Below are 13,038 nucleotides of genomic sequence, written 5' to 3' on the forward strand. Positions count from 1 at the left end.
TTCAAATAGATAGATTTCTCTTCTTCTGTTAATTGTTCCACTACATCGTTTAAATCAAATTCTTCCAAATCATTCTTAAGTTCATAATCAGTATAGTCTTTTGCCTTGTTATCACGATTCAATCCACTATGTAATAAAATTCCTTTTTGTTTATACCTTCGATATTCACTTCTGAATATGCAAAATTCAGTTCATCTACAGTAGTGAGTAAATTTAAGAAACGCAAGAAAGCTAAGAAAGAAAAAAACAAGTCAGTTGCGGTAATATACTTGACTCGTTATTTCCTGCTCCTTAATTGGCCGTGCATGGTGCGCATGGATGTTGGAGGTACAAATCAAAAAAACGGTCAATCATGGTAATATCTGACCATAATTGACCCGTTCGAGGTACGATATAGAGATTAACTAAACATCATTATTATTAAGATCAATTCTCTCCAAATTAGAGTCACTTATATCGGTTTCTAGCCTACTGCTATGAAAATCAATCCAATTTTCAAGAACAAAAGCAGCACTACCACAACTCAAAGCCCTGTCGCTATCGAATCTTAGTTTCCCACCTCTTTCAAAAAACTTAATAATAGGTTCATAAATATTTGCTACTTTTAAGACTTCCGATAAGCCTTTTTCAACAACATATGCTGTTTCTAAATAATTTCTACATATTTTATAGTGTATAGGGTTGTTAATGTCAGGCAAACTTTCATCCACAATTCTATCAATTTCTAGCAGCAAATCATTGTTTTCAATATTTAGGACTCTAACTGGACTTCCTATTGGGCTTTGATTAGAAGTATAAGAACTTGTAAAGACAGCAATTCTTCTCAAGTATTCAGCTAACAGAGCTGAATGTGATTCTTTGGGCTTTTCTCCTGTATTCCAGTCTATTTCATTTATTTTTTGCACCGCACTACTAAAAGACAATCTCATATTCATCACCTTTTTTGATTTTATAAAATCTCGAACTTTCCTCCTTATATCCAGGAAATGTTCCAAATTCAGGTTGTGGTACAGCATTATCATGTGCACCAGGAGGCTTTGATTTCCAGGTTTTCGACTCGAAATCCCAAGAACCTGGATGCCTATAGTATTCTTCCCCAGAATCCATTCGGGCTTTTTCATCTAATTCATGTGCTTTTAACTGTTGAAACCATTTTTTCTGATCAGGAGTCAGTTCTCCATCCAGAACTTTGTGATAAGCATATATTACTTCTGGATCAGGTGTTAATCTAGTTTTATAAAAGTATAAACCTTTCTCATCGTAAGCTGGAAGATCATATTTATTAAGAAACAGATGTGATTTTAAATCAATTGCATCCTGTAACTCCAAACCTGTATTCTTAGCAAAATCCTCTATATCTTTCAATCCTCTACTTCTTATTTCTTCAGCTTTCTTTTCAGCAGCAATTTCAATCTTAAATTTAAATTCTTCCTCGGGAGGATCACCATACCTCTTCGTATCTTTTCCCGTCCCCTCAGTCTCTAAATCACTTTTTTGTCTTTCTTCCTCTTCCCTTTTACGTTTTTCCTCCTCTTTTTTCTTTTTATCATCTTTTCCTTTTCCTTTTTTCTTCGATGAATCTTGTTTCCACTGATTATGACTGTTAGGAATCTGATTATCTTTCTTGTTAGCGCTAGATGAGCTTGTTCCTTCACCCTCACTCAACTTTTTCCCTGTACCTGAATTTGATCCTGTAGTATCCGTTTCTCCGGATGTTTGGGTCTTCTTACTGGTATTCGGAGTTGAATCCTCTTTCTTGCCACTGCCTGATGGCCCTGTTTCTTCACCATCGCCAGGCTTCTTCCCTGTACCTGTACTCGAACCCGTACTGTCCGTTTCTCCGCTAGATTTGGACTTCTTACTAGTGCTTGGGGTCAAATCCGGTTTTTTGCCACTGTTGGATGAGCCTGTTCCTTCACTGTCGCCAGACTTCTTCCCTGTACCTGAACTCGATGCAGTAGCATCAGTTTCACCCGATGATTGAGACTTCTTACTGCTGCTCGGAGTCTGATTTGGTTTCTTGCCATTGCTGGAGGAACTTGTTCCTGCCCCGTCGCTTGACTTATTCCCAGCGTTCGAGCTTGTTTTCCCTCCGGAACCCACTTCCCCGGCACTCCCCGACTCTTTGGGCTTTTTGTTTCCCAAGTCGCCCCAAGGCTGAAACCGGATGACCTGGCTCTCTTTATAATAATCGCTGAAGGCTTTAACAATCACATCTTTTGACTTTTTCACAAATGTCTTTGTTTTGCTTGTAGCCGGTTTATCTGTCGTCGTTGTTCCTTTAGAAGCAACACTTGGAGAACCCGTTGTTCCTGGATGGTCCGAGGGTTCGGGTACACCTGAAGAACCCTTTTTTGCGCCTACTCTGCCCGTAAATCCATTGAACTCCCCGTCCAATCCTTTCATAGTCATCTCGTATTGCTCAAACTCTCCCATAAGCGTAGATAATTCTTCTTCGCTCATAGGAGCCATAATTCGCCGGGCAAGATACTTTTTCTGTTCGACTGTCAGATTCTGTTTCTGCCAGTAATTATAGTCACCAAGCTCCTCGGCAGTGATATCTATTCTTCCGATATCTCGAGCAATACCATTATGATAAGGGTTGAAAAACAGTTCATATTCAATGTCATTCTGCTGCACCTTCCCATAATGCACCAGCGCTTCCTTCAACTCTTGGTCAACCTGTTGATGAGCCCAATGCTCCCTCGTATAGCCTGGAATCTGATAATACATCTGGCTAATTTCCTTATCCTGCTGATGCAGTTTCTTCACAAAATCCAGAAAGGAAGTAGCCGTGCTTAACTCTCGTGCTGCTGAGACAACTTTACCGAATAACTGGCGCTTGTACGACTCCTCTTCCTCCAGCATACCTACAAAACCATCTTTCAGACGATTTAATAGTTGTAGGGCCGAAGGCTTAAAGGACCCGGTACTTGGGATACCCGAGATCAAGCCGATTGCTGCAGCGCCAACGGCAACGGCCTGTGCTGCAACAGCTGGTGCACCTCCCAGCATACCCAAGACGGGGATCATCCCCGCCATGGCGACCGCTGCACCAAACAGCGAGGCCTCCTTCATATTAACCACAGAAGGCTGCATAGCAGCTGCTTCGGCTGCAGCTGCTGCTTGAGCTGCCTCATATTGTTCAAGCGGAATAAGGGGCGGCTCCGGCTCTGGCGGCAAATCGGCTACCACGACGGGGGCCTTATGGCTGCCTTCCTGTTGCAGCAGTCCAGCACGGACATCAGCTTGTCCATCGAGAATAAAGCTGCTTCCTCCGCCAAGGAGCCAAATTGCTTCAGGGGCGGTCGCTTTAATCTGACCTGCTTTAAGCGATAGACTGCCACCCTGAATCGAGATGTTACCTGCACTCTGCATCGTTACACCCTGGTCATTCAGTGTGATGACCAATCCAGCTCCAGCCTGTACGGTCACCTCATCCGATGACATACCAATGGATGGTCCGTCAGGGTGGCCCCACATTTTGTGTTGCGTTCCACCGGAAACCGAACGCTTGCTTTCGGGCACTGCATGACGAATATAAGCCTTGGACTCGCGACTACCGGGAATGTACAGTTCCACCGTGTCACCAATCTCTGGCATCAGATAGAGTCCGCTGTGACCTTCGGCGACGTAAGCTGTCGATAAAGGATATGGACAGGAGGATTCTGCTTTAATCGGACCATCTTCGATATAAAGTTCCATCTGTACACGATCACCAATAATGCGGATTACTTCACCGTACAAGGAGAGGCCAATGAGATCCAGAAGATCGGACCGCGGAACCCGAATATGTTCTTCCAACATCATACGATATGTAGTCATGAGCAACCCGGATTCCAATCGGGATTCCGCTTGAGTTACCGTTAATTCTTTCCCGTCAGGCAGTTCGACTTTATCACCCAAAGCATAGGTTTCATAACACTCCATCGTATAGATGAGCGCCCCCTGTGTACCTTTGGGATCCTGCACCATATACCGATGCTGTTCATCCCCATGCCAATTCAGATGGCCCATTTCTTTCTTGACATGATATGGACGATCCAGAGGCCATTTCCACAACTTGCCCATGGGCAACCCGAAGAACAATTTCGGTGAAGCTGCGGTCACCTCAGGCACCAGTACGGTACCAAACCGGGAAGCCAAACGTCTCAGAAACATCCAGTCGGTTTCTCTATATTGTAAAACAAGTTCTCCCAATTGGGTATTCTCTGTGACATTATCAATTACATCCGAGTAGGTATACGCCTTCATCACGTATTTAACTAATTCGCCATAGGACATCGCCCTGTTCTGGAATGCTCGCTCGGATATTTCAATGTCCATCTGATATGTATTCGATATGGCCTCTAGCTCGAACCTGTATATGCCACCAACCAAATGTACAGTTAATGAAGTCATCACGCCATGAAACAGACGCCTTACAGATTTCCCCATTTGATCTAGCTGTCTTAGTACAATCGCTTCTCCTTCAGCCTGGACATGAAGGATGCCTGGTCCATCTTCCTCCGGTATAACGCCACTAATATATAACTTTGCATGCTCATTAATCTGTCGGGTAATTCGGATTTCTTCCAGCCATTGCACTTTATACGGCCAATATAAACGGAGTTGTTCGTATCCGATGCGTTCCTGTACCTTTTTCTTGGATTCGCTCATCTCAAAAATCCAGCTGCTGTCCGTCATCCTCGATGACGATATTTCCACCATACAGACACTTATGCGTACAGTGACCAAGTAGAGCAGCTTTCCCTTCCACCTTGGCATCTCCTTTTCCATGTAGCCAAGGCATAGTCAATACAGGTACACACGGTGCTTTCTTCACCCCATAGATATCCACCATCATACTATTGGATACAGCCGGATTCTCCATATTGGAGCAATTTCCAAATGATCCAATATGGACTCCAGGTACATAATCTTCAATCGTCAACTGAGCCTTGCCTTTGATGTAAACGCCATGACTAAATGGGATCTTCAATCGGGTACGCTGTGTACCACAACTGCAATGCAGAATCGCTCCGGCAACCACATAACTCTTGGAATCTCCTGTAGCAGGTTGAAGACTGATCTCACTCTCTTGATTACCTTGTGCCATTTCGCCTCTCTCCTCTCTATATTGTCTGTTCCTGCTCCAGACGGACCAGCTGAATCCCGGAAAAATCCCGACGCAGCAGACTCTCTGCCAAAGCTAGATTAACGATGATGACAGATTCACGAGGTTCCTTTAATTGAAACAAAGGAAGTTCAGCCTTACCTCGATCCAGCACAATCTGTTTCAGACTTCCATCCAGATGACGTTCCGTTTGGGGAGAGAGCACATCCATTACCGTTGGATAAATAGCCCAATAGGTCTCCTGGGACATACGTGCTTTGTCCGTCAACACTGCTGCCCTGCGAATTAAGCCGGGATGGTACAACGTAAATACTTCCAGCATTCGATCCGATACCAGAGGTACAGGACGCTCCAAATAGTCGGTGTAATCTACATTAGGTCTGCTTTTGATTGAAAGGTTAATTGCGGTGTGATTACTACTCCCCTCCTGAAAAGAAGCATTCCACTCTCGACGCTGTATCTCACCAACCGCTTCTGTCTCTACACGATTTGTCCATCTGGTATCCTGCATCAGCCTAAAGTATCGCATGGCGATTCCTCCTTCACCGACTCCTCAAATATCGCATCTTCCAGATCTGCCCCATCCCATAACACGTTGGTTAGGTTTGCTCTACGAAATATAGCTCCACGGAGTCGCGCTCCCCTGAAATCTGCTCCGGTTAAGTTCGCATTCTCGAAGTTGATACCTGAGTACCCAGGACCCTGTATTCGACCATCAGGATGCCCTTCTTCCCCAGAAATGCCCCTGAAGATAGCCCTCTCCAGTAAACATCCATTGAAGTCAGCACCGTATAGTAGACTGTCAGCAAAATTGGTATCTCTCATATCACAGTTATGCCAACGTGTGCCTACCAAGACACAACGTTCAAAATCTGTTGATTTTAATCTGATGTCATTAAACCTGCTATACCGGAAGTCTAGATCACTGCATATCATCTCTTCCATGTCCAGATCGTGATAGTCCGCATACATCCCACCCAAACCATCACCCTCTTCAAGCTCCCTGCCGATGTCTTCCAGGTTCCGTTCTCGTTGGTCAAGGCGATACACACATTCACTGGTATCCAAATACTCCCCTACACGAACCTCAAATTCGGGCTCCACCTGCATATCCAATATCAGTTGGGAATCAAGGAGCTGATGGAAACATTGACGAATAAAATAAATAACATAGCGGTGAACCAAAGTTACCTCTTGAAGTCGTATTCGATCCAGTTCAACCATCGAGATCATCCCCTGATAATCAGGAAGTGTCTTCTTCAAACGATCAAGCATCCGTTCCAAACAATCAAAGGCCCACTTGGCATCATATATTGCCTGTATAGGGTCTCGGTCGAGAAGCCATGACATATCCCTGGCTTCGGCAAGATAATGCATCGCTCCCGTAGAGACTTCTGTCCGCAACAAAGAATATTGGATGTAAGCAACGTTCCCTTTGGCACCAATCTGTTGACTGTGCCTTACTTTACTAGTTAATTCCTCGAAATATCTTAGGAACTCCGTAGTCAACATTGGGGATTGGCTATTTACTGTATATTGAAGGTCAGCCATCAGCCTGATTCGTTCAGGCTCCACTTGATTCGTATAAAAGTGCAGTAGTGATTCCTTCCGGCTCACTGACTTTCCTCCTTCCAACGTTAATTAGATTTCACTTCTGTCCCGCTCATTTGAGCTTGACCATCAAGCCTTATTTTCCCTCCTCCTCCTTCAAGAAGAAGTTCTGATCCTGCAGATAATGTAATTTTCTTTCCTGCTTTTAACGAAATGCTCCCTCCTGCTGACATACTTACTTGCTGACTACCTGCAATATGAATACCTTCATTTCCACTAAGTCGAATATAGACCTCTCCTTCTTTGCCGCTAATGATTACCGCGTCTGGGGTAAGACGTATCTCTTTCCCATGAGGAGTGCGAAAAATTTTATGATCCGGATTGTTCAGCTTGTTGGTGGATGTCGACTTGTTATCCAGTCGTGGAGCACCTGTGGCGTAAGCATCTTCTTCATACATCGTTGGGAAATATACAGCTATCGGGTCACCAATTTCGGGCATGACATACCAGCCGGTCTCTCCCTCTGCAATATACGGAGATTGATACAACAGCCACAGTGCATCTTCCGTCCCTTGTTTATCATCACAATCAAGATGCACCTGAACCTGTCCACCATGTACACCGATAACACGCCCCATTAATGAGCTTCCAGCAATCAGCGGATTGTAGTACGTCTTCTGCCGCAATCCTTTGTGAAGACTCAGCACATATTTATGCTTTAGAATACCTCCGGCGAGTTCAGTATAGGCTTCCGTAAGATACAGACTTCTGCCTCGGAATGAGATATGGTGTCCCAGTTCCATAACTTGATCTGTCTCCACTTCGTATACAATGAAGTCACTTTCATTCACATTTACAGTCTCGTTCTCCGTGAAGTACATGAATGGAGTCATGTTTTTGTGAACGGTATAACGTGTATTATCCAGTTCGATCGAGTTACCATGCTCATATACGCCGAAATAAAATTTGGGGCTGTCGAATTGAGCCGCAGGCATCAGACTCGTATGAAATCGAGAAGCCAGCCTTCTGAGAAATGCCCAGTCTGTTTCCTGATATTGCACGGCAACCTTGCCAATCTTGGCTCCCCCGGTCCCCTCATCGATCACGTCCAGTCCCGGATAATCCTGATCCAGCTCCTTTAACAATTCAGGGAGCGTCATCTGGATGTTTTGAAACGTACGCGTTCGCTTCTTGACATCCATCAGGTACGTATGTGAGATCGCTTCAATCTGGAGCGTATATACGCCCCTCACAACCTGCACTTCTACAGATAAAGGAATACCTTTGAATAGCGGACTTTTGTTCCCCTCCTCGTCCTTTTGCCACACTTCAATCGGGGTATTCTTATCCGTAACATCCACATAACGATCTTTCCATTCCTCGGATACCATACCTTTGAAAACAAGGCGGGTGTGCTCATTCATCTTTTTGCGGATTGTCAATTCTTGCAGATGTACTAGTTCATAAGGTTCAATAATCAGGTTTTCATACGTCAGGCTCATGGACTCAGCTCCTCTCTAATTCATCTCGACAATGAGTGTATCCAGAAGTGTACCACCGGGTTCCACCCAATTTTTCCTCTCATCGTCCGTACAGTTAAAGCCATAAACAAGAACTTTCTGATTTATAATGGTGAACACCATATGGTTATAAATTTGATCATTCAACCCCTGAACAGCGAATTGGCAGTAACCCGTGGAAAGACCAGCATCCGTCACTCGAACACCGTGTTTTTTCCATTCTCGTACAGGTTGAGTTGCACGAATCACGTCAGCCATCGATTCCGTAAAGGAACTCAGCTCTTCCAGAGCAAGACGATGATCCAATGTCTTGAACGTAAAGTTGATCGTTCCCGAATCATTGGTATAGATCCATTCAGGACGATGGGACGACGGATATTTTAACTGAGCTTCTCTTTCTGTCACCAAACGAAATGTGCGGGGAAGAGATACCGTAACCTTTCCCTCGTATAGCTCCGTTCTTCTCAGATGTATCGTTTCCTGTTCAAGGTGTATCATGGTTATTGGCTCGAATGGTTTAACTTCTCTTGATTCAGGAGAGGCTTCAACATCTCTGGTCTCTGTTCCCTGATGAGGTTCACCGTTCAATGTTTTGCCATATAACATCGGGATGATTTTGCGATCCATATGTTCCATAAACGAATTCCATCCTCCCATTTCTCTTGAAAATTTCAATCCACAATCATACGATGTGGTCCACCCACTGGCATACCCGAACGTCCCGTTCCCCGACCTGCATTCGCCAATATGCGATCCAGATATCGATGAATCTGCGCATTATCGTATTCTCTGTACTCCAGTCCCAATCGACTGGCAATGTGATGCAAAATGACGCTACGTGCAACTGTCCCTTCATTAAGACACATCATGGCGAAGACCAGATCCTGGAGATCAGAGGTCCCCGTTCGAAGCAACCTCTCGGCATAATCCTTCATGACAACAGGGGATAAGGTGCTCGCCCCCTCGGCTGCATAAGGAACATGAATGACATGCAGCGTATTGAACTCCGTTGCCAAGTCGGCAAAGGTCTGATAGTCCCGCCGCAGCCGTGCCCCTTCCTTCAGCTTGAATCGAGCCAGCTCCAACTCTCTCGATGTGCACGCTGTCTCTTCATCCAGGAGCAGTTCCGAATGGCTTATCGTCATGTCACTCACGGTCTCCTCCCCGGTAAACCGAAGCTTCAGCACATTGACCCGTCCCGTAGCTTGGTATGCCAGTTCCATAGGCTCTGTCAGCATATAAAGCCTTCCTTTATGCAACACCATCCCAGGAGCAACAACCAGCTTGTCCGGGAACACTTCTACCTCTGCACCTGCAACAATGCCATCTGCATAACCGCGATAGTACAGTTCGATGTAGTCTCTGGGGAAATCGCGTAGTCCCTCCAACATGGATGTTTTCAGAATTCTTCCCTTGTTAAAATGCGGATACGAATATGTGAACATGAGCGTTGTTCCCCCTTTCTGCTCGTGATCCTCACTTCATTCCGTCAAAGAAGTCCAGTTCCGACAAGTCTGTTTCAAATGGAAGCAACTTCTGCGATCCCAGATATAGCCGTTCATTTCTACGAGCTACAGGCAACACATGGAAGCCCCAATGACGATCATCCGGAAAGACAAAAAACTTCGTCTCTCCATTCACAATGGAATCCGTATCATCTTGCGGAATTTTATCTCCATATCGATCTCGAATGTCTTCGTAGAGCACCTCTTTATAGAAATCCGGACGGTTGGCATAGACGAATTTTTGTCTCAGCTGGCCATCGCTTCCGCTAAGGTATAACTCCACTTCTGCCGTCTCGAATGGACGGGAAATGCTACCCGGAATGCCATCACTCCGATCCAGACTGCTGATCAGCATTTTTTCACGTCCATTATGCGTGTAGGCACTTACGGTATACGGAATTACAGCGGCATCATGCGTGATGTCGGCTTGAACGCTTCCTGTTTTGCGGGCACTCAGATAACGAATCGCCCCTCGAAGGCAGGCAAGTTTAAGATCAGGCACACGTCCTTCCGCGGGTTTTTGCCGAAACTCAATGCTTCTGCCTGGAACGAACTCTTTCAGTGCTTCCCGAAATACATCAATGCGGCAGGACTGACCTGTCAACTTGATAATCGAGTACTGGTTCATCCGTCCCTGACGATAGAAATCATCCAAAAACTTACGGACCACCTCATAGATATCAGCCTTAATCAGCTGGGTAATTTCCTTGATATTGAACACCACATCGGGGAACTCATATTCATCCTTCAACTCCCCATTCCGTTCTACCGAGAGGAACCAACGCTCCATGGTGGTGATCTGTAAATCACTGTCCCCGTCGCCCTCCATCTCCGAGTGAAATCGGTTACGCAAGATACCGGTTTTGCGGAAAAATTGCTGCTTCATCTCTTCTGAGATTTCCCACAGGAAGTAGAAGTTGCCTCTTACCCGCAAATACTCATCCCGTGAACGATTCTCTCGACGCGCAAACGCAGTCGGGATGATGTGTTCTGCCTCCTCATAGCGTTGCTCCAGCTTCTGATAAACGGACTTCACACCCTCTTCGTCCACCTGACGGAACACATCCGCACCAGGTGCCTCGATTAGACTATCAATATCCGTCACTTGATGGCGTCCGCTATAGTAGTCGGCGAATACAATTTTCATGAATTGCATAATACGATAGGTGATGTTGTGACCTCCGAAGTTCGTATCCCCATTTTCGTAGGTGGTATGGATATCGAGCTTGTACGCCATATGTCCATCCTCAATCGTAAAGGCACAGGAAGACAAATCCGTCGTTCCACCGCCACAATCAATCACGAGCGCATGATACGTCTGCCCTTCCATGAAAGCACCACGTTCCATGCCGTCAGCAAGGGTGTTATAGAGCACAGCCATTCCCTCATCCAGCGCATACGTCTGCTCAATCCGATAATCCGGAAGCATCTCTCCGAACATCTGCAAAAACTGTGTTTTCATCTTCACGGGACTGGTAAAATGCACATGGCGAAACTTGCACTTGAACTGATGCTCTGCCGTTCGGATGATGTAATTCATGTACGCACGCAGCAGATCCATACGAGACACCATGGCCGCATTGCCATGAACATCGACGATTTCTTCCATTTTGTTGTAATTGTTCACCCAGCGCTTCATGCTGCGGAAGACACTCGCCCGGCTGCTGTACCCTCCCCGACGCATGCTTCGCAGCGCTTCATAGCCGAACTCGTAACGAATGTTCGCTGGATCCGAGCACTCCGCCACACCGATTGCCGTAGGCAGGACCTCGATCCAGTCCGTATCTTTGTATGTAGGGTCGGGAAAAGCAACATAGTTAATGGCATCCATACGGACTCGTCCATTCAGCACATCCTGGCTACTTGGCGCCTGAATATAACCGTTATGCAAATAGGCGCCTGCCGTCGTATTGGAGGTGCCAAAATCAATGGCAAGCACTGCTTCTGTCGGTTCAAGCTCCCGGATGTCCAGATCTGCCAGTGGGATTTGGGTATATTGAATATGAACCGGTGGAAGCGGTCTGCTGGAATAATAGGTCTGATATAGGTACTCCGAGTCGCGTTTACGGAAAAAGAGGAGACTGTACTGTCTGTTGCCCGATTTCTTCCAGGTCGACCCACTTCCTGCCGTCAAATAAAAGGTTCCCGATATGGAGTCGTCCTTGACCAGGTTGAAGATGCCACACAGCTCCATGCTCTCATTGACTAAAAGTACGTTGGATTCGGTTAGTCCACCCGGTGCCGTAACCACATATCGATCCAGCTTGTCCACGTTCAATCCTTCGTATAGAATCAGTCGCGCAGGCACACTAATGCCTCCATCACTGCTCATGGGCGCCGTCATATGACGAGAGATAGCCTTTTGTATCCGCTCGAATCCGCCATCAACAGACTGATCGATCCACAATATATCGTCCGCTCCCAGAAATTTTAAAATAATCCGAATCAGTTCTTCCCGCTCCGTCCGAGGGCCCAATCCCTCGATTAACCGTTCCTTGTAACAAATGTTCCGTAATTGGAACGTGGTCATGTCCATCAATTCTTCGCGCGTATAACGCATAGTTCCTCTGGAACGTTCCCTGCTCGTGGCATCAGGATACAATCGGTATGAATAGCCGTTCATCTATACTTCCTCCTTACAACTGCTGGTGCTGCTTAATATAGGGCAATCCCGTCCTGTATCATCGTATAGTCCACATCCAGAATGCCAAAATGATGCCCCCAGTATATTTCCGTGTCAAAACGAACTGGCAGAAAGAGTTCAAGAATCAGTTCAAGCTTCTCCTTCGCTTCCGTACGTTCTAACTGACCAATATACAAAAGCAATTCATCCTTTTCCTCACAATTAGCATAAAGGGTTGAACGCGGGAACATTCGAACAAGGGTATCCCTCAGCAGATGAACTGCCTCACCCGTATCATACAAACGGAGCATATTGCAGGCGATCACTTCCTGCTCCTCCTGCCCGAACAGCTCCAGTCGCCGCCGAACCCGATCCCCGTATACACCCGAATGCATATCCTTCAGAATGAAGCGAATATAATACTCCCTCTTGTTCATACCCTGCATCAAATCCATATCCGCCAGAAAATGAATAACCAGATCAAAGAGTGCTTCCCGCAACTCCACCTGCTCTTCATTATTGATATCAAAGAGGTCCCGGAAAATATCAAAAAAGCGATAATACGGATTGACTTCAACCGTGCCTTCCACGCCTGAAGCATTCAGGTTCCTCTGGCTAAGTTCCATATAAGGCGAATATACACGTGCTGGCACAAAGGTTACGTCGCGCAGATCGGTTCCATTACGCTTGGCCCGAATAATCAGATCCCAGATGTAATTCATG

The 13,038-nt window shown here is 45.9% G+C and carries 10 protein-coding genes; all 10 read right to left on the reverse strand.

The window, feature by feature from the left end:
- Positions 1-404: 404 nt before the first annotated feature.
- Genes ACETMN_RS24525 through ACETMN_RS24570 form a run of 10 tightly spaced genes read right to left on the reverse strand, consistent with a single transcriptional unit; the run spans position 405 to position 13,037 of the window.
- On the reverse strand, positions 405-929 hold the full coding sequence (locus ACETMN_RS24525; RefSeq protein WP_179198425.1) for a hypothetical protein: 525 nt from the start codon (positions 927-929) through the stop codon (positions 405-407).
- A complete protein-coding gene (locus ACETMN_RS24530) occupies positions 913-4,659 on the reverse strand; it encodes a hypothetical protein (protein ID WP_411735229.1) in 3,747 nt (1,248 codons plus the stop codon). The genes ACETMN_RS24525 and ACETMN_RS24530 overlap by 17 nt, the downstream gene beginning before the upstream one ends.
- A 1-nt stretch (position 4,660) precedes the next feature.
- Entirely contained in the window at positions 4,661-5,098 is a 438-nt protein-coding gene (locus ACETMN_RS24535; RefSeq protein ID WP_091013820.1) for a DUF4280 domain-containing protein, read from the reverse strand.
- Positions 5,099-5,114: 16 nt separating this feature from the next.
- Positions 5,115-5,645, reverse strand: coding sequence for a hypothetical protein (locus ACETMN_RS24540; protein WP_091013817.1), 531 nt, complete (start codon positions 5,643-5,645; stop codon positions 5,115-5,117).
- Positions 5,627-6,733: a pentapeptide repeat-containing protein gene (locus ACETMN_RS24545; protein WP_091013815.1), complete on the reverse strand. Its 1,107-nt coding sequence runs from the start codon at positions 6,731-6,733 to the stop codon at positions 5,627-5,629. Before ACETMN_RS24545 ends, ACETMN_RS24540 begins: the two co-directional genes overlap by 19 nt.
- 20 nt (positions 6,734-6,753) lie before the next feature.
- Entirely contained in the window at positions 6,754-8,169 is a 1,416-nt protein-coding gene (locus tag ACETMN_RS24550; RefSeq protein WP_411735230.1) for a hypothetical protein, read from the reverse strand.
- Positions 8,170-8,184: 15 nt separating this feature from the next.
- A complete protein-coding gene (locus tag ACETMN_RS24555) occupies positions 8,185-8,814 on the reverse strand; it encodes a hypothetical protein (RefSeq protein ID WP_411735231.1) in 630 nt (209 codons plus the stop codon).
- A gap of 44 nt (positions 8,815-8,858) precedes the next feature.
- Positions 8,859-9,632: a DNA and RNA helicase gene (locus tag ACETMN_RS24560; RefSeq protein ID WP_411735232.1), complete on the reverse strand. Its 774-nt coding sequence runs from the start codon at positions 9,630-9,632 to the stop codon at positions 8,859-8,861.
- Between the two features lie 31 nt (positions 9,633-9,663).
- On the reverse strand, positions 9,664-12,315 hold the full coding sequence (locus ACETMN_RS24565; protein ID WP_411735233.1) for a molecular chaperone: 2,652 nt from the start codon (positions 12,313-12,315) through the stop codon (positions 9,664-9,666).
- A 32-nt stretch (positions 12,316-12,347) separates the two neighbouring features.
- Positions 12,348-13,037: an iron-dependent peroxidase gene (locus ACETMN_RS24570; RefSeq protein WP_411735234.1), complete on the reverse strand. Its 690-nt coding sequence runs from the start codon at positions 13,035-13,037 to the stop codon at positions 12,348-12,350.
- Position 13,038: the final 1 nt, after the last annotated feature.

The sequence above is a fragment of the Paenibacillus sp. M2 genome (assembly GCF_046713495.1).
Classification (GTDB): Bacteria; Bacillota; Bacilli; order Paenibacillales; family Paenibacillaceae; genus Paenibacillus; species Paenibacillus amylolyticus_B.